This window comes from Sulfidibacter corallicola (assembly GCF_017498545.1).
Classification (GTDB): Bacteria; Acidobacteriota; Holophagae; order Acanthopleuribacterales; family Acanthopleuribacteraceae; genus Sulfidibacter; species Sulfidibacter corallicola.
On sequence record NZ_CP071793.1, the window covers coordinates 7559772 to 7581854 of the forward strand.

General features: G+C 65.2%; 1 protein-coding gene. It reads left to right on the forward strand.

Features of this window, described 5'->3' with window-relative positions; genetic code table 11:
- Positions 1-306: 306 nt before the first annotated feature.
- The gene (locus J3U87_RS23300) at positions 307-21690 is read left to right on the forward strand and encodes an isopeptide-forming domain-containing fimbrial protein (protein WP_237378183.1); all 21384 of its coding nucleotides are present in this window, start codon (positions 307-309) and stop codon (positions 21688-21690) included.
- Positions 21691-22083: the final 393 nt, after the last annotated feature.

Consider the following 22083-nt stretch of genomic DNA (forward strand, 5'->3'; position numbering starts at 1 on the left):
AACAGTAAAACCGTCCGATAAAGCTTGCATTATGATCGAAATCACGGAAAAAATATGGCTTCTATCGGTTTCGCTGATGGGTTTTCCCTCGCACAGGTATTGGATCTAAAGCGGTAATTTTATTTTTTTCACATCTGAGCGTTGTTTCGCTTGGTTTTTGTGTTAATGCCGCTGTGATTGAATTCATGCGCTTTTTTAAATGGCAAGAATGTGTTTCGTTTCTTGAGGTGGCCCTTGTTTCGTTCTTTTTCATACTATTGCTCTGTCCTTTCTGTGCGCGCATTTACTTCTGTTTTGTTCTGTTTTTTGTTGACGTTGCCGGCCGCGGCTCAGACGCCCAATGTGGTCAACGGCACGCCTGCCGAAAATTTCGTCGGTGAGTCCTTTTGCTTCGACGTCCCTTGGACCAACACCGGCAACCCGGGATTCGGCCCCTACCTGCGTCTGGTCCTGCCGCCGGACATCACCGTCGACAGCGCCTCCTTCCTGGGAGCCGGGCTGACGGTCACGCCGCTCGGCACCTTTCCGGCTTCGCCCGGCAACCAGCTCACCGATCCCCTCAGCAACTCCTCGGTCACGGGACCGGATGGGGCCTCGCTGTTTTTGATCGTATTGCCGGTCGGATCGGTCGTCACGGGGGGTCCGGATCTCGTGACCCAGATTTGTGGCACCATTTCCACCATGGCGACCGTGGGTACGCCGCTGACCGTGACGGTTCAACCCGTCTACCGATTCGGCGATACCGCCACCGGCACCAACGGCCCGATCATCGGGACCGCCCAAGACGCGAACGTCACGCCCACGCTCTTCCGGCTCACCAAGAGCAACGACGCACCGGAGGGTGAACGCACGCCCGGCCCGGATTTCCCCATCACCTACACGCTCGCCGTCGACGTGGCCAACGGCCAGACGATCCAAAATCTCGATCTCAACGACGTGTTGCCGGCCAACCTCCAGTATACCGGCGGCCTTTCCATTACCGGCGGAACCGGCTGCTCGGCCGATACGGAGCCCAGTCTCGTCACGCCAGGCGGGACCCTGCGGGTGCTCTGCACTTCCGTGACGGGCACCACGGGCGCCAACGAGCTGACCGTCGAATATACCGCCCACGTGACCGACACCCTGGACGAAACCAATTGTGCCACCGCCAACGTGACCAACAACGCGACCCTGGACGCCGAAGACAATCTCGGTACGCCCCTGACCCAGGCTGCCGAGCAAAGCATGGTGACCGCCAAACACCTGGCCATCCAAAAGGGAGCCAGCCCCGGCACGGCCCAGCCCGGCGATACCATTACCTATACATTGAATATCCAGGTATCGGATTTCGCGACGGCCTCCGACCTGGTCGTCGTCGACGTGATGCCGGACGGCCTGACTTTCGCCGCCCATACCGGCATGACGGTCGGCGGTGTGCCGACCGCGATCACCCCCGCGACGTTGATCCTGGGCAACGACGACACCCAGATTACCTACGACATCCACGCGGTGACGGGCGACCTGCCCGCGGGAACCGTGGTGACGGTGACCTACACCGCCACCCTCAACCAGTTTTTCGTGTCGCCGCCCGACCAGATCCTGGCCGCGGACGACCTGACCAACACCGTCGCGATGACCTACGATCTCACCGCCGGTGCGGCCGCGTGTAACGACGGTTCTTCGGCCACGGTTTCGGTGGCGCCGATTCAGATCAGCAAATCGATCGTCAATCCCCTGGCCGAGTATGTGCCCGGGGACATCGTGACGTTCCGGCTCTCGATGTCGGTGCCCTCCGGCGACACCGACGGCATCATCTTCGAAGATTTTCTGCCCCTGCCGGTGTTCGACGCCACCAGTGTCAGCACCACCTTCGGCGTCGACATCACCCACGCCCCGGCGGATACCCTCGGCCTGACGCCCACTTCGATCACGCCCATTGCCGGCACCAACTCGGTGCGCGTCGAGTGGCCCGAAATCAACTCGATGACGCCCCAGACCCTCGCCATCGACCTGGCCGTGACGGTTCTGGACGATCCCTTTGCCGACGATCTCTTCCTGACCAACCTGTTCCAGGCCACCACGGTCAATACCGACTTGGAGCAGGCCTCCGATCTGACCCCGGTCCAGTTGCGGGTTCGGGCGCCTTCGCTGGTGTTGACCAAGGGGATTTCCGCCAGCACCAACCCCACCGCCGACGCCACGATTACGCCCGCACCGTCCAGCTTGCCGGTCGATGGCGACATTTCCGCGTCCGACGCCGGCGACACCCTGACCTACGTCATCACGGTCGAGAACATCGGTGGCGCCCAGGCGCACGAGGTGACGATCACCGACACGGTTCCCGCCGGGCTGACGAGCTGCGCGGTCACCACCGTGGAGGACGGGCTCGGCACGTCGCTGGCCAACAGCGGCGACCTGTTCGGGGCCGGTCTCGTGTTGACCAATCCGCTCGCGGCCAACGACGACAATCCCAGTGGCGGCGGCGCGCCGTTCAACACCGATACGGCCCTGGTGACCTGCACCTGCGAGGTGGACACGACCGTCAACCCGCGCGAGACGATCACGAACACCGCCTCGGTGACCTGGACCTCGCTTTCCGGTGCCGTGGCCTTCGAGGCGGTAGACGATTCGGCTTCGGTGACGATCGCCGATCCCAGCATCTCGAAATCGGTCGACGGCATCGCGCCCGGCGCTGCCGGTGGCGGCAATGCGACCTCGGGTGACGTGGTCACCTACCGCTTGACCGTGACCCTGCCCGAAGGCACCACGAACACGCTGACCTTGACCGACAGCCTGCCGGCCGGGTTCGAATTCCAGAGCGCAAATGTGGATACCACTGGCTTCGGCGGCACCGTGGATACCTCGCCGACCGTCAATACCAGCGGCACGGTCGACGCCGGACAAACCGTCACGATCACCTTCGACAGCCCCGCCGCGACCACGGTCACGAACGACAACAACGGCGCCAACAACAGTTTCTCCGTGACGCTCGGTGCCCGCGTCAACGGGACCAGTGCGTCCAATGACGGGCTGCCGACGGTCCAGGCCAAGTCGAACGGCGTTTCGCTCACCTACACCGGCTTCAGTGGTTCGGCGATCCAGGATTCGGTCAGTGTCGATTTCGCCGAACCGGAACTTGCGATCACCAAGACGATGACCCCGGACACCGGGCTCGATGCCGGTGATACGGTGACGATCACGCTGTTCGTGGAAAACACGGGCACGGCCCCGGCCTACGACATTTCGGTGACCGACACCCTCAACGACGACGGCGTGCTTTTCGATTTGACCACGATCGCGGAGCAGACCACGCCGGCGGGTTTCTCGTTCGGTTACGCCAACCCCACCGTGACCTGGACCCAGACCAGCGGGTCGCTCGCCGCCGGCGCGAACCGCACCTTCACCTTCACGGCCGCGGTTTCGGGATCGGTCATTTCCGGCTCGACCTTCAACAACACCGCGGCGGTGTCCGGCGACAGCCAGGACGGCGTCGTCACCGAGGAACGCACCAGCAACGACACAGGCAACGACAGTGCCGCAACCGCGACGGTCACCAACACCAAGTCGCTGGTTTCCGGGTCCGAAACCTGGACCAGCGACACCGTGCCGATCGAGTACGCCGTCGGCGAGGTGTTGACCTTCCGGGTCGTATTCGACATTCCCGAAGGCGTGACCCAGGAAGACGGTACCGATGCACTCATCGTCGACACCCTGCCGGCCGGGTTCAGCTTCCTCGCCGGGACCGCGACCATCCGCGGCGTGTTCGACACCTCGATGACCGGCAGTGTGTTCGGTGCGATCGGGACCGTCGCCGGAGCCATCGTGCCCAACGTCAACGGCCAGGATCTGGAGTTCGACATCGGCGACCTCACCAACGCCGACGACGATGCCGGAACCGAACAGGTGATCGTCGAATACGACGTCCTGGTGCGCAACACCACCGATACCAACCGTACCGACAGCAAGACCAACAGCGTCGACCTGAATTACCTGAACCGCGACGGCAACCCCCAATCGCAGAACAGCACCGTGACCGGCAACATCGCCGAACCGAACCTGAGCGTGACCAAAACGGCGTTGCCCGCCAGTGTCGTGGGCGGCGCCACGGTGACCTTCACCGTGACCATCACCAACACCGCCGGCACCAACGTAACCCGCGCCTGGGAAGTGACGGGTGTCGACGTGTTGCCGGCCCGGTTCAACTCGCCCTCGGTGACCAGTGCCACGCTGAGCCGCGGTGCCACCGACGTGACGGCCTGCGCCAACTTCACCGGCAACCAGTTGGACTTCGACATGACCTGTGTGGTGGCCGGCGAACGTTACCTGGCGGCGGGTGAATCGATCACCATCGTCTATACGGCCACCGTCGATCCCAGCATCCAGTTCGAAGAATCGGTCACCAACACCTTCGACGCGGCCGCCACCAGCCTGCCGGGCGGCAACGGCACCGGAGCCGCGACCCCGGGCGCACCCGACTCGAGCACGGGTGAGCGTACCGGTTCCGGAACCAACAACGAGCTGGCCCAGGCGGTCAACGATTTGGCGGCCATGGATTCCGGTACCGTCACGGCTGCCGCACCAAGTCTCACCAAGACCGGCGACGCCACCTTGCGGATCGGCCAGACCACCAACATGACGATCTCCGTGGACGTTTCGCCGGGCACGACCGACAACTTCGTGGTGACCGACAACCTGCCAACCGGATTGCGGTACACCGGCTCGGCGATTTCCATCACGTTGCCACCGTCCAATTTCACCAACAGCAACAATCCGTCGACCACGCCGGGCGCGGGCACCGACCCCCTGGTCTTCGATTTCGGCACCATTACCAACAGTGCGGCGGGCGCCCAGTCGATCACCATCGTGTATGAGGTGGAAGTCGAGAACGTACTCGGCAACCAGGCTTCCAGCACCCTGGTCAACACGGCGACCGCGACCTACCTGAACGTCAGCACGCCGCCCAGCGATACCGCGACCATCACCGTGGCCGAGGCGAACCTGGAGATCACCAAATCGATCACGGCCGGCGCCACGGGCAGCGATGCCGGCGACACGATTTCCTATCAGGTGGTGGTGAACAACACCAACGCCACGGCGACGGCGTTCCGGGTCGACCTGGAAGACGTCCTGCCTGCCGACCTGTTGGGTGCGAACGGCGGCTCCTCGCCCTTTTTCACCAGCATCGGGATCACCAACCCCGGCAACGCGGTGGTGTTGAACGGGACCGCCACCCCGCTCGCCGTCGGCGATGCGGCTTTCGCGACCACGACGAATACCGACGACACGCTCACCTGGCCCTTGTTCGAGCTGCCGCCGCTCACCAGCCTCACGATCACCTACGACGTGGTGGTGATCGATACCGCCGCCGTCGGGGCCATGCTGACCAACGACGTGACCGCGACCTACGACAGTCTTCAGGCCGGTGGTGGCCGCGACGGTTCCACCGCCAATAGCGACGACGACAACGACGCCGACCTGAACAACTACAACGAGTCCGATTCGGCGACCCTGACCCTCGATGCCTCCCTGGCGATCCAAAAGACGTTGAACGCCATTCACCCGAACAATGACTTCACGATCGGCGACCTGGTGGAGTTCGACCTGCGCTTGGACGTGCTCGAGGGCCTCACGAGTAACGTGACGGTCACGGACGTTCTGCCGGCCGGTCTGGACTTCATCACCCTGGTCTCGATCGTCGCCTCGCCGAACATATCGTTCAACGGCGCCGGGACCGCCGTCGAAGCGCCCGCGGGCACGATCACCGTGGACCTCGGCGACGTCACCAATACCGCCGATGCCAACAACGCCAACGACTTCCTGATCGTGCGGCTGCGCGCCCAGGTCGAGGACGTCGTGGGCAACAGTGCCGGCACCATGCTGACGAACAGCACCTCGGCCACCAGCGACGCGGGTCCTGCGGGGCCGGACACCCAGGTGATCGACATCGTCGAGCCGAACCTGGTCCTGACCAAGGTGCCCGACGACGCGACGCCTTCGCTGGGCGACGAGGTCACCTTCACCGTGACCGTCCGACACGATACCAGTACCGCCGATGCCTTCGAGGTCGTGCTGACCGACGTCATCCCCGCGGGATTGACCTACGTCCTGGGCTCCACGGCGGGCGCCGCCGCCGTCGACGAGACCGATCCGGCGGCCCCTGAATTCGATTTGGGCACCATCACCCTGGCCGAGGTGTCCAAGGTCTTCAGTTTCCGCGCCCGCGTCGATCTCGATGCGGTCGTGGGCACCGAAATCACCAACACCATCACGGGCGTCTACAGCTCCCAGTCGGGAACCCCGGCCGTGGAGCGGAATTACAACTTCAACGGCAGTGGCGGTGTGACGCCTTCGACGCCGACCTTCATCGACGCCGTCAAGACCGTGGCGATCGCGATCGATGGCGGCACGGCCGGCGTGGCCGATCCCGGCGATACCCTCGAGTACACCATCACCCTGACCAACGAAGGCACCTCCGCCGACAACGTGCGCTTCACCGACACGGTGCCTGACGAGACCACCTACGTGGCCGCCAGCCTGACCAGCTCCGTGGGCGGTGGCAACGACGCCGGCGCGCCCGACCTGGTCGTCGACGTGGGCACCATGGCCAACGCGGCCGTCGTGACCATCACCTTCCGCGTGACCGTGGACGCCGGCACCCCGGCGGGCACCGTGATCAGCAACCAGGGTTCGGTGGACAGCGACCAAACCGTACCCGAACCCACCGATGTGGACGGCGTCGACGAGAACGGCGACCAGCCGACCCTGATCACCGTGGGCGGCCCGAGCGGGGAAAATAACGCGCTCGAAGCCCAGAAGGTCGTCGACTGGTTCACCGATGCCGACGTGAGCGGCGACATCACCGCCGGTGACCGGATGCGCTACAGCATCGTGCTGACCAACGTGGGCGATACGGACCTCACCAACGTGAGCCTGACCGACACGATTCCCACCGGCCTGACCTACGTGGCCGCGACGGCGGTGATCAGCGGTGTGGGCAATTCGGTCAACGTGGTGGGTACGGCACTGAGTGCCTCCGTGCCCAGCCTGCCGGTCAAGAGCCAGGTCACCGTCAGTTTCGACGTCACCATCGACGGGCCCCTGTTCGACTCCGATGCGGATCCCACCCGCGAGGTGTTCAGCAACCAGGGCCAGGTGGACAGCGATCAGACCGATCCCTTCGCCACCGATGCCAACGGCAATCCCGCCGACGGGCGCCAGCCCACGGTGTTCGTCGCCGTGGATGGGGTCGCCTCGGCACCGGCCATCGACGTGGAGAAGCGCTGGGCGCTCGCGGTCGACTTCGACGGCGACGGCCTGGTCGATCCTGGCGATGTGCTGGAGTACTCGCTCAGCCTGACCAACACCGGGTCGGGCACGGCCGAAAACGTTCGCCTGAGTGACACCATTCCCGTAAACACCTCTATTGTTGTCGGTTCCGGGTTCACCAGCCAGGGTGTGGTGATCACCGAGGATCCCTTCCTGGTCAATATCGGTCAGGTCGATCCGGGCGGTTTGGTGACCCTGCGGTTTCGGGTCTCGATCGACGGCGGTACGCCGGACGGCACCATCATCGCCAACCAGGCCGTGACCACCGGCGACAATTTCGCCAACGAGAACAGCGACGACAACGGCGATGATTCGGACGGCAAGAACCCGACCCTGACACCCGTCGACACGGGCGGCGGCAGCAACGCCGGTTCGCCTACCGGACTCGTCAAGATCGTGCAATCGGACAGCGAGGCCGGTTCCGCCGCCGGCCAGGCGCTGATCGGCGAAGTGTTGACCTTCCGCGTGACCATCGCTGTGCCGGCCGGCCTGCTGGAAGAAACCACGATCACCGACACCCTGCCGACCGGTTTGACCTACATCGCGGGGACCGCACGACTGGCGCGCGCGTTCGACACGGGCCTGACCGCCTCCGAAAACCCCGGCGGTGTCAACGGTGCGGCGACCGGCACCTTCGTCAACCTCGCCGACGGTTCCGACATCGACATCGCCGGTCAGACGCTCAGCCTCTTCCTGGGCGATCTGATCAATTCCGACCAGGACGTCGACGCCGAAACCTACACGCTCGAAATCCAGGCGGTGGTCGCCAACATCGCCGCCAACCAGGCCGGCTCGCTGTTGACCAACTCGGCCGGTTTCTCCTACTTCAACGGGCTCGGCCAGATCGCCAACCTGACGCCGGCCACCACCGCGGTCACCGTGCTCGAGCCCAGCGTGGCCGTCACCAAGTCCGGTTCGCCGGCGGCGATGCTGGTGGAAGGCGGCGACGTGACCTTCACCGTCACCGTGACCAATCCCAGCGGCGGCAACGTGGCCACGGCCTACGACCTCAACCTGGTCGACAACCTGCCTGGCGATTGGGACAGCCTGGTGGTGGACAGCATCACGCCCAGCGGCGGGGTCAGTGGCGTCACCGACAACAGCGCCGCAACCACCGTGGACATCCAGGTGGACCAGTTCCCGCCCGACGGCCAACTGATCGTCGTCTACACCGCGACCGCCGGCGGCCCGCTGACCCCGGGTCCGCTCAGCAACACCGCCACCGCCACCTGGACCAGTTTACCGGGGGCGCAGGGCACCGGTTCGGCGACCCCGGGCGACAGCGGCGACGCCGACGGGGAGCGCAACGGCAGCGGCAGCGGTGCCAACGACTACAGCACCAACGACAGCTTCGACGTCACGGTCGGTGCACTGAACCTCACCAAATCGATCATCGGTCCCCAATCGCGCTACGCGGTGGGCGACACGCTGGACTATCGGGTCCTGATCGCGGTCCCCGACGATTTGACCTTCGACGACGGGGTGGTCACCGACGTACTTCCGGAAGGCCTCGCCTACGTGCCCGGCACCCTGAGCCAGGTCCCCGATCCCGGCCTGACCACGACCAACAACCCGGCTGATTTCGGCGTGTCCGCCGATACCCCGGCGGCCGGACAGACCACCCTGACCCTGAACTACGGCACCTTCACCAACAGCGACAGCGCCGTGCGCAACCTGACCCTCACCTACACCGTGATCGTCGAGAACCTGTTGGCCGTTCAGGACAACGCCTCCTTGACCAACGACGTCACCCTGGACCTGACCAATCCGGCCGGCGGCGGCGCCGAGCAATTCTCCGACGACACGAGCCTGACGGTGGGTGAACCGCACCTGACGCTCGCCAAGACGATCACCAGCGGGGCGGCGGGCCTGGATGCCGGTGACTCGGTATCCTTCCAGATCGTGGTCGGCAACGACGGCACGACCACCGCCTTCGAGGTCGTCGTGGCCGATGTCCTGCCCACCGGTCTCGATAACGCCACCAACCTGGTGGTGAGCGGAACGACGGGCGGCGCCGAAACGCCGACCTTCACCAACAACGGCAGCGATTGGACCACATCGGCCTTCGACGTACCGGTCGGCGGGACCGTGACCATCACCTTCGACGTGACCCTTACCAATGGCGTCATTCCCGGGCAAACCATTCAGAACGAGGCAACCGCCACGTTCACCAGTCGTGACGGCAGCGATGCCAACGAGCGCGACGGCAGCGATGCGAACTCCGATCAGGACAACGACGCCGACCTGGACAACTACAACGAATCGGCGCTTTCACCGACCATCACCGTCGCCGATCCCGTCCAGATCGACAAGGCCTTCCACAGCGATCCCACCGATACCGATTACACCATCGGCGAAACCGTGGGTTACCGACTCACCCTATCCCTCATCGAGGGCACCAAGAACGACATGGTCGTCACCGACACCCTGCCGGCGGGCCTGCGCTTCCTGAACGCGATCGTCGGGGTGGGCAACCTGGGGATCAGCCACAACTACACCGATCCTCCGGGTCAGGCCGGCCAGGTGCTGACCTTCGATTTCGGGACCGTCGTCAATCCCGGCAACGGCAACACGACCGACGATTTCATCACCGTCGACATCACGGCGGTGGTCGAGGAGGTCGTCGGCAACGTGGACGGTACCGTGTTGGGCAACCATGCGGACGTGACTTTCACCGGTCCTTCGGGTTCGGTGACCCGCGATTTCGACGACGATGCGGGCACGGCGGGAATCCAGCCGCTCGACCTGACCGTGGTCGAGCCGGTGTTGACCCTGACCAAAACCGCATCGCGTGCGACGGTGCCCCAGGGCGATGTGGTGACCTACACCGTCCTGCTCGACCACACCGTGGCCAGCAACGCCGACGCGTTCGACCTCCAGGTGATCGACACCCTGCCGGCGGGCCTGAGTTACGTGACCGGTTCGGCGACCATACCGGTCGCGGTCAACGGGCAAATGCTGACGTTCGACATCGCGGCACTGACCCTGGTCGACGACCAGACCAGCTTCACCTATCAGGTCCGCGTCGACAACGACCAGATGTTGGGCACGGTGTTGACCAACGACGCCGACCTGACCTACACCTCGCGGCCCGGTGCCAACGCCGACGAGCGATCCTACACCGATGGCGACGACGCGTCGATCACCGTTGCGACGAACACCATCATCGACGCCGTCAAGACGGTGGCGATCGCCATCGACGGCGGTACCCCCGGTCAGTTGGATCCCGGCGACACGCTGGAATACACCGTGACCCTGATCAACAGCGGCGCGATCGCCACCAACACCGTCTTCCTCGACGCGATTCCCGAAAACACCACCTACGTAGGCGGCTCCCTGATCTCCAGCGTCGGTGGTGGGGACGACAGCGGCGATCCGCTGCGCGTCGCGGTGGGCACCATGGCCGACACCGCAAGCGTGACCATCACCTTCCGGGTCACGGTCGATGCGGGTACGCCCGCCGGCACCGTGATCAGCAACCAGGGTTCGGTGGACAGCGACCAGACCGTGCCCGAACCCACCGACGTCGACGGCGTCGACGCCAACGGCGATCAGCCGACCCTGATCACGGTTTCGGGACCCAGCGGCCAGACCAATGCCCTGGAGGCCCAGAAGGTGGTCGACTGGTTCGACGATGCCGACGCCAGCGGTGACATCACCAGCGGCGATCGCATGCGGTACACCGTGATACTCACCAACGTGGGCGATGCGGACTTGACCAACGTAAGCCTGACCGACACGATTCCCACCGGTTTGACCTACGTGGCCGCATCCGCCGTGATCAGCGGCGTCGGCAACGCGGTCAACGTCGTCGGGTCCGCGTTGAGCGCAACGGTGCCCAGCCTGCCGGTCAAGAACCAGGTCTCGGTGAGCTTCGATGTCACCATCGATGGTCCCTTGTTCGACTCGGATGCCGATCACACCCGCGAAGTCTTCACCAACCAGGGCCAGGTGGACAGCGACCAGACCGAGCCGTTCGCCACGGACGCCAACGGCAATCCGGACGACGGTCGCCAGCCGACCGTGTTCGTCGCGGTCGACGGTGCCGCCGCCGCGCCGGCCCTGGATCTTGAAAAACGCTGGCTGTTGGCCGTCGACTTCGACGGCGACGGCCTGGTGGATCCGGGCGATATCTTGGAGTACTCGCTCTCGCTGATCAACACCGGCTCGGGCCCGGCGACCAACGCCATGCTCAACGACCCGATCCCCGCAAACACCTCGATCGTCACGGGTTCAGGGTTTACCAGCCAAGGATTGCTGGTCACCGAGGATCCCCTCCAGGTGAACATCGGCCAGGTGGATCCCGGTGGCGTGGTGACCCTGCGGTTCCGGGTCACGGTCGACGGCGGTACACCCGACGGCACCATCATCCCCAACCAGGCGACCGTCAGCGGCGACAATTTCGTCGATGAACCCAGCGACGACAACGGCGACGACGGCGACGGCAAGAACCCGACGCTCACGCCGGTGGACACCGGCGGCGGTAGCGGTGCCGGAACGCCGTCGGGCCTCGTCAAGATCGTGCAGGCCGACAGCGAGATCGGCTCGGGCGCCGGCCAGGTCCTCATCGGAGAGGTCCTGACCTATCGGATCACCGTTTCCGTGCCGGCCGGCCAATTGGACGAAGCGACGCTGAACGACACCTTACCCACCGGCCTGACCTACATCGCCGGAACCGCTCGACTGGCGCGGGCCTTCGATACGGGTCTGACCGCCTCGGAAGACCCCGGCGGCATCAACGGCACCGCGTCCGGTGTCTTCGTCAACTTGGCCGACGGCTCCGACATCGCCGTGGCCGGGCAGACGCTCAGTCTGTTCCTGGGCGACCTGATCAATTCCGATCAGGACGTCGATGCCGAAACCTACACGCTCGAGATTCAGGTCGTGGTCGCCAACATCGCCGCCAACCAGGCCGGCACACTGCTGACCAATTCGGCCGGATTCTCCTACTTCGACGGCCTCGGCCAGGCCACCAACCTGACCCCGGCCACCCATGCAGTCACCGTGCTCGAGCCCAATGTCGTGGTCGCCAAGTCCGGCGATCCCGCGGCGATGCTGGTCGAAGGCGGCGACGTGACCTTCACCGTCACGGTCACCAACCCCAGCGGCGGCAACGTTGCCACGGCCTACGACCTGAACCTCGTCGACAACCTGCCCGGCGCATGGAACAGCCTGGTCGTCGACAGCGTCACGCCCATCGGCGGGGTCAGCGGCGTCACGGACAACAGCAGCGGTACCAGCGTGGACATTCAGGTCGACGTGTTCCCGCCGGCCGGCCAACTGGTCGTGGTGTACACCGCCACCGCCAACGGACCGCTCACACCGGGCCAGCTCAGCAACACCGCCGCGGCCACCTGGACCAGTTTGCCCGGTACGCGCGGCACCGGCTCGGCCACGCCGGGCGACAGCGGCGATGCCGACGGTGAGCGCAACGGCAGCGGCGTCGGCGCCAACGACTACCGTACCGACGACACGTTCGACGTGACGGTGGGCGCCCTGAACGTCACCAAATCGATTCTCAACCCGCAGACCCGATACGCCGTGGGCGACGTCGTGAATTTCCAGGTCGTGATCGCGGTGCCGGCCGACCTGGTCTTCGACGACGGCGTGGTGACCGACGTGTTGGACGAAGGCCTGGCCTATGTGACCGGTACCTTGAGCGCGGTACCCGACGCCGGCCTGGCGACCTCCAGCACGCCGGCCGACTTCTCGGTGACGCCCGATACACCCGTGGCCGGGCAAACCAGCCTGGGACTGAACTTCGGTACCTTCACCAACAGCGACAGCGCGGTCCGCAACCTGACGCTGACCTACGACGTGGTGGTCGAGAACATCCTGGCGATTCAGGACAACGCCACCTTGACCAACAGCGTGACCCTGGATTTGACCAACCCGGCCGGCGGCGGTTCCGAGCAGTTCGGCGACACGACCAGCCTGACGGTCGGCGAGCCTAACCTGACCCTGGCCAAGACCATCACCAGCAACACGGCGGGACTGGATTCCGGCGATTCGGTGTCCTTCCAGATCGTCGTGGGCAATACCGGCACCACCACCGCCTTCGACGTGGTGGTCACGGACGTGCTCCCCACCGGCCTGGAGAATGCCACCAGCCTGGTGGTGAGCGGCACCACCGGCGGTGCCGAGACGCCGACCTTCGTCAACAACGGCGGGGACTGGAGCTCCTCGGCCTTCGACGTGCCGGTCGGCGCGACGGTGACCATCACCTTCGACGCCACCTTGAGCAATAGCGTGGTGCCCGGCCAAACCATCCAGAATCGGGCCGACTCCACCTTTACCAGCCGCGACGGCAGCGACGCCGGCGAGCGCGACGGCAGCGATCCGGGCTCCAACCAGGGTGACGACAGCGACCTGAACAACTACAACGAGTCGGACAGTGCGCCGACCATCACCGTGGCCGATCCGGTTCAAATCGACAAGGCCTTTTACAGCGATCCCACCGATTCCGACTACACCATCGGTGAAACCGTCGGTTACCGCTTGACCCTGTCCATACTCGAAGGAACCCTCAACGATCTGGTCGTCACGGACACCTTGCCCGACGGGCTGCGGTTCGCCAATGCCTCCGTCGGCGTGGGGAACATGGGCATCAGCCACAACTACGGTGGCGCCCCCGGCCAGGTCGGCCAAGTCCTGACCTTCGACTTCGGCGACTTGATCAACCCGGCCAACGGCAGCGACGCCGACGATTTCGTCACCGTCGACATCAACGCCATCGTCGAGAACGTGGTCGCCAACCTCGACGGCACCGTGCTGGGCAACCACGCCAGCCTGACCTACACCGGCCCCTCCGGCTCGGTCACTCGGGATTTCGATGCGGATTCGGGAACGCCCGGCATTCAGCCGCTGGATCTGACCTTGGTCGAGCCGGTGGTGACCATTGGCAAGTCGGCCTCGCGGACGACCGTGCCCCAAGGCGACGTGGTGACCTTCACCGTGCTTCTGGATCACGACGTGACCAGCAACACCGACGCTTTCGACCTCCAAGTGATCGACACCCTGCCCGTGGGCCTGACCTACGTGCCTGGTTCGGCGACGATTCCGGTCGCGGTCAACGGACAGGTCCTGACGTTCGACATCGCGGCCCTGACCCTGGCGGACGACCAGACCAGCTTCAGCTACCAGGTTCGCGTCGACAACGACCAATTGTCGGGAACCCTGCTGACCAACGATGCCGACCTGACCTACACCACCCAACCGGGCGCCAACGCCGACGAGCGATCCTACTCGGACGGCGACGACGCCTCGGTCACCGTCGCGGCGGACACCGTCATCGATGCCGTCAAGACGGTGGCCATCGCCATCGACGGCGGCACACCCGGGCAAGTGGATCCCGGCGACACCCTGGCCTACACCATCACCGCCACCAACACCGGAGCCACGGCCACCAACGTGGTGTTCCTGGATCCGGTCCCGGCCAATACCACCTACGTGGGCGGCTCGCTCAATTCCAGTGTGGGTGGCGAGGACGACAGCTCCGATCCCTTGCGCGTCGATGTGGGAACCATGGCCGACGGCGCCAGCGTGACCATTCAGTTCCAGGTCACGGTCGATGCGGGCACGCCCCCTGGCACCGTGATCAGTAACCAAGGCACCTTCGACAGCGATCAAACCGTTGCCGAACCCACCGATGCCGACGGCGTGGACGCCAACGGCGACCAGCCGACCGACATCCCGGTCGGTGGTGCGGCCGACGAAGCCCTACTCTACGTGCAGAAACTGGTCGGCTTCACGACGGATGCGGACCTGTCCGGTGACATCACGCCGGGCGACACCATGACCTACACGCTGTTGGTCCAGAACCTGGGCGCGACGACCCTGACCAACGTGACCGCGAGCGATACGATCCCCACCGGGTTGACCTACGTGGCGGCCTCCGCCGCGATCGACGGGGCCGGCAACACCATCGACGTGGTGGGCGACGCGGTTTCGCTGGCGATTCCCAGTTTGGATGTGGGTGCCACCGTCACGGCCACCTTCGCCATCACGATCGACGGCCCGCCGCTGTTCGACAGCGACGCGACGCCCACCAGCGAGACCTTCGTCAACCAGGGCACCGCCCAGGCGGACCAGGTCGGCCCGGTCGAGACCGACAGCAACGGCGACCCCGGTGACGGCAATCAGGACACGCGTTTCACGGCGGTCGACGGCATCGCCGGCAGTCCCGCGCTGGACCTGGAGAAACGCTGGGCGTTGGCCGTGGACATCGACGGCGATGGCCTGGTCGATCCCAACGATACGCTTCTGTACACCTTGGTGCTGCGCAATGACGGCGCGGCCACGGCCGAAAACGTGATGCTGCTGGATCCGATCCCGACCCACACCACCGTGGTGCCCGGATCCGCCGCGACCAGTGCCGGCATCGTGGTGACCGAGGACCCGCTCGACGTCAACTTGGGCGATCTGGCGCCTGGCGGATTCGTGACCATCGAGTTCCAGGTCACGGTCGACGGCGGCACGCCCGATGGAACCGTGATCGCCAACCAGGCGACCGCATCCGGCGACAATTTCCCGGATGAACCCAGTGACGACAATGGCGAGGACGGCGACGGCAAGAATCCCACCCTGACGCCGGTGGACACCGGTGGCGGCAGTGCCGCGGGCCAGCCCGGGCCGATGTCCAAAGCCGTGTTCGCCACCAGCGAGGCGGCCAGCACCGGCACCGATGTGTTGGTCGGGGAAGTGGTGACCTTCCGCGTGACCGTGCCCGTTCCCGCCGGCACGCTGCGATCCGCGACCGTCGTCGACACCTTGCCCGCCGGCCTGACCTACCTTCCCGGTAGCGTGCGCCTCGCCCGCAACTTCGGCACCGGCCTGACCGCGTCGCTGAATCCGGGTGGTGTGAACGGCGCCGCCTCCGGCACCTTCGTCGCCCTGAGCGACGGTGCCGAAGTCGACATCGCCGGCCAGATCCTGACCATCGCGTTGGGCGATCTCATCAATTCCGACAACGACCTCGACGAAGAGAGCTACGTAGTCGAGCTGCAGGCGGTCGTGGCCAACACCGGCGCCAACCAGGCCGGTGTGGACCTCACCAACAGTGCCCGCCTCGATTACCGCAACGCACTCAACCAAGATCAAAGCCTGACACCGGCCAGCGCGACAGTGGCCATCCACGAGGCCGCCGTCGCCGTGGACAAGAGCACTTCTCCGGCCGCATTGCTGCCCTCCGGCGGCGATATGGTCTTCACGGTGGTCGTGACCAATCCCGCCGGTGTCGATGGCGCCACCGCCTTCGATGTCCGCTTGACCGACGCCCTCGGCCCGGCCTTTTCCGCACTTTCCGTCGACAGTGTGGTGCCTTCCGGCGTGATCGGCGTGACGGACAACAGCGCGGGCACGACACTCGACATCACCGTCGACGTATTCCCGGCCGACGCCTCCCTGACGGTGGTCTACACGGCGACCGCGCCCGGCCCCTTGGCCGCGGCCACCCTCAGCAATACCGCCAACGTGGCCTGGACCAGCCTGCCAGGCGCCCAGGGGACCGGTTCCAGCACTCCGGGTGGCAGCGGCGATGCTGACGGGGAGCGCAACGGTTCGGGTGGCGTCAACGACCTGACCACGGCCGACACGGCCGAGGTCGCCATCGGCTCGCTGAACCTCGTCAAGACCGTCGAGGCGCCCCAGGGTCGCTATGCGATCGGCGACGAGGTGGCCTATCGCATCGAGGTCTCGTTGCCGGGTCTCGTCTCCGTGGACGACACCGGCCTGGTCGACGTGCTCGCCGAGGGGCTCAGCTACCGAAGCGGCTCCCTCCAGATCGCACGCGATGCCTCTGTCGCGACGACGCTCGACCCGGCGGACTTCATTCGGACGGACGATACTCCCGCGGCCGGCCAGGAATCCCTGTCGCTCGACCTCGGAACCCTGTCCAACAGCTCCGACCAATCGGCGACCCTGACCCTGACCTATCGCGCCGTCGTCGACAATCTGCTGGTCAACCAGGAGAACCACAGCTTGATCAACGCCGTGACCCTGACGTTCGACGATCCGGGCGGCGGGCCCGTGGTCGAACTCACGGACGGCACCGCCATCACGGTGGGCGAGCCCCACTTGACGTTGGCCAAGTCGGTGACCAGCCCGGTCCTGAACCTGGAGGCCGGCGACCAAATCGACTACGAAGTGGTGGTCGGCAACGACGGCACCACGACCGCGTTCGAGGTGGTACTCGGCGACACCTTGCCCGCCGGGTTGGAAAACCTCACGGCCCTTGCCGTGACCGCGGTCACGGGCGGCGCCGAAACGCCGGTGTTCCTCAGCGATTCCCTGAGCTGGCAAACACAACCGTTCGATTTGCCGCAGGGTGCGAGCGTGACCATCACCTTCACGGCTGACCTGGCCGACAGCGTGATTCCCGGCCAGCAATTGCAGAACCGGGTGGACGCGACCTTCGAGAGTCGTGACGACGGCACCGGCCGCACCGGTGCGACCCCCGATTCCAACCAAGACGACGACAGCGATCTCGACAACTACAACGTGTCGGCTCCGGCCGCTGCCGTGACCGTGCGCGACGTGATCGCACTCGACAAGGTCTTCCATCCCGATCCGACGGCCGACCGCTACACCATCGGCGACGAGGTCGGCTACCGCCTCACGGTCTCCCTGATCGAGGGCCGGACCAACGACCTGCTCGTGATCGACCGCTTGCCGGATGGCATGCGGTTCCTCGATGCCGTGATCGGCTCCGGTCACGCCGGGATCTCCTTCGACCCGGTGGTACCGAATCAGGTATCCGACGAGTGGCAATTCGATTTCGGCGATGTGCTCAATCCGGCCAACGGTTCCATGGACGACGACTTCGTGACCATCGACCTGCGTGCCGTGGTCGAGAACGTCGCCGGCAACCAGGCCGATGTGGCGTTGGGCAACCACGCCTCGCTCAGCTTCAGCGGGCCTGGCGGAACCGAAGAACGCTTCTTCGACGCCGACACGGTCACGCCCGGCATCCAACCGCTGGAACTGACGCTGGTCGAACCCGAACTGACGATCGCCAAGGCCACCAAGAACACGGTGGTCTCGCCCGGCGACGAACTGACCTTCACCATCACCTTGGATCACAGTGCCGACAGCGGCGCCGATGCCTTCGATATCGTGGTCATCGATCGCCTGCCCGCAGGCCTGACCTACGTGCCGGGCTCGGGTGTGCCGGAGCCTGGTTTGGACGCCGGCAACCTGATCTGGAACGTGGCCGTCCTGAGCCTGGCCCAGGATCAGACGACCTTCACCTACCGCGCTCGGGTCGCACCCGACGTGGTGCCCGGTGTGCTCTTGGAGAACCGCGTCAGCGCGGTGTTCAGCGGTCAGGCCGGCGACAACGACGACGAGCGCGACGGCGAAGGTGGGATCGACGACTACGTCACCAACGAAGCCATGGTGTCGTTGATCCCCACGGTGCCCGTGCTCGTCGCCGAGAAGATCGCGACCCTCGCCGTCGACGCCGACAACAACGGGTTCCCCGGTCCGGGCGACACGCTGACCTATACTGTCGCGATTCGCAACGACGGCAATGCCGTCGCCACCTCGGTAGTGTTCACCGATACGCCCGACGCCCATACCGCCCTCGTGACGGGTAGCGTGCAGACCACCCAGGGCAACGTGCTCGGCGGCAACGATGGGAACCCGCCCGTCCAGGTGGACTTGGGCAGCCTCGCGCCGAGCGCGGTGGCGACCGTCAGTTTCCGGGTGCTCATCGCGCCGGATCTGCCCGCCGAAGTCACCCAGGTCGTGAACCAGGGCATCGTGAGCGGCGACGACATCGTCGACGTGCCGACCGACGATCCCGACGAGCCCGGTGAGGACGATCCCACCATCACGCCGGTGGTGGTGATGCCCGCGGTGGACGCCGAGAAGACGGTCGTCCTACAGGTGGACGGCGACAACGACGGCGCCGTCAGCCCCGGCGACGTACTCCGTTACCAGGTGGACCTGCGCAACACGGGCAACGGCCCCGCGACCCAGCTCGTGTTCCTAGACACCCCCGACACCGCGACGCAACTGGTTCCGGGCAGTGTGAGCACGACCTTGGGCAGCGTCGTGGCCGGCAATGATGGGAACCCGCCGATTCGCGTCGAGATCGATACGTTGCCGGCCCTGACGGGTCAGGCCGTCATCGTCTTCGACGTGCAGGTCGTCGATCCGCTGCCCGCGGGTGTGACCCATATCGCCAACCAGGGTACGGTGGACTTCGACGAGGAGCCCGATCCGGTCCTCACCGACGATCCCGATACCGAAGAACCGGACGATCCCACGGTAGTACCGGTGGCCAGTGGGCCCGCACTCCAGGTGACCAAAGACGACGAACTGTTCGACGACGCGGACACCAGCGGCAACGTCAGTGCCGGCGACCTGCTGCGCTACACCCTGGAAATCGCCAATGTCGGCAACGCCACCGCGACCGACGTGGTCCTGAACGATGACTTGGAACCCAACCTCGAACTGGTGGTCGGCACCGTCACGACTTCGGTCGGTTCGGTCACCATCGGCAACGGTCCGGGCGATACCGCGATCCAGGTCGACCTGGGTGACTTGGCCCAGGGCGCCACGGTCACCGTGACCTACCAGGCACGCATCGTCGATCCGTTGCCTGCCGGTGTCGTACAGGTCGTGAACCAGGCCGTGGTCACTTCGCCGGACGTGCCGGATACGCCGAGCGACGACCCCGACCAACCGGGTGACGACGATCCCACCGTCACCCCGGTGGGCGATGTCGCGCTGCTGAACGCCACCAAAACCGACACCTTGCTGGTGGATGCCAACGGCGACGGCGTGGTCTCGCCCGCCGACGTGGTGCGCTACCGAGTTCGGGTGGTGAACAACGGCAACATCGAGGCCACCGGCGTGATCTTCACGGATACTCCGGACGCCCTGACCGCGATCGTGCCGGACAGCGTGACGACCAGCCAGGGCGTCGTGCTCACGGGCCGCGACGGGCTGGAGCCGCTGTTCGTGTCCCTGGGCTCGCTCGCCCCGAACGGTGGTTTCGCGACGATCACCTTCGACGTGCGCATCGCGCTGCCGTTCCCCGTGAACCTGGCCCAGGTGGGCAACCAGGGCGTTTTCGTCTCCAATGAAACCGATCCCGTCTCGACCGACGATCCCGAGACCGCGGCCGATGACGACATCACCTTGACGCCCGTCTTCCAAGCCGATCTGGCGGTGCTCAAGACCGGCCCCGGCGTTCCGGTCGTGGCCGGCACACAGTTCGACTACGGGATTGAAGTCTCCAACCTCGGTCCCAACGACGCCACCCAGGTCGTCATGACCGATGCGCTGCCCGCGGCCCTGGAATTCGTGACCGCCTCGACGGATCGGGGCGACTTCACCTTCGAGCCGGGTACCAACACCGTGACCTGGCAGGTGGGCTCGCTGGCCGTCGGTGAATCGGTGACCATGACCCTCACCGTGGGGCTGCTCAGCCAGGGCGAGGTGGTGAACCAGGCCCGGGTCGACGCGGTTCAAATCGATCCCAACGAGGCCAACAACGTCGAACCCGAAACCGTGGACGGCCTGCCGGGCATCGATCTGTCCCTGACGAAGACCGTCGATCCCGCCGACGTGGACTTCGGCGACGAGGTCACCTACACCTTGGTGGTCGCCAATGCCGGACCCGACGATGCGACCGGTGTGGTGGTCCAGGACCTGTTGCCCGACGGTTTGACCTTCGTGTCTTCGTCGACGGGAGCGGGCAGTTACGATGCCGGCACGGGACTGTGGAACCTGGGGTCCTTGGCGGTTGGTGCCCAGGCGACCCTGACCATCGTGGCCGAAGTCACCGGGTTGGGCTCGCTGACCAACATGGCGCAGGTCGTCGCGGCCGATCAGGACGACGTCGACAGCACGCCGGACAACGGCGATGCCGACGAGGACGACCAAGATTCGGTGACCCTCGTGGTCGATACGCTGGTCGACCTGGTGTTGTCCAAGGAAGTCGTGGATCACATCGTGTCGCCGGGCGACGAATTGGTCTACCTGCTCACCCTGTCCAACTTGGGGCCGAGCGACGCCACCGGCGTCGTCGTGACCGACATCCTGCCCGAGGGGGTCGTGTTCCAAGGGGCGACGGTGGATCAAGGCAGCTTCGAACCGGATACCGGTGAATGGCTCGTCGGCGACCTGCCGGTCGACCAGACGGTCTCGCTCACCCTGGTGACCCGTATCGATGGCAACCACCTCGGCGGTGAATTGGTGAACTTCGCGGTGGCTTCCGCCAACGAACCCGAGGACACGCCGGAGGACAACGAGGACGCCGTTTCGGTTCGGGTCACGGCACCCGTGCCCACGCTGGGTCCGGGCGGCCTGGCGGCCATGATTCTGGGCTTGATGCTCGCGGTCCTCTACCTGAGACGCCGCCGTGAGATGACTTGAGGTCCGGGAATCGGCGCCTGTTTCGGGTGCCGGTTCCCCCTCCGAATGTGCGCCACGACAACCCACGTTCTCTTTTTTGGGAAAAAATCGATCGAGCTGCATCCGTACCCAGGATGGTCGCGAAGAGGAAACATGTAACCGGTCGGAAATGACGAAAGTAAGGCCCTTGTCACCAAGCAACATCCTATGCAATTCAAGTTGCTTGGCTTTACGCTATCGAAAGTTTGGCGAAATTTAAGAAGTTCTGGAAAATTTGCCATGATCGATGACGCCTTCGCTTGTTTCCCCTCTGCCTTCCGAGTCTTCCGCTTCGGCCACCATCTGAGCGTGCCGGATCCTTCGCTGCATCGTGCACCCGCACGGCGCCAGGGGAGCGGTGCGCCCAAAAATAAA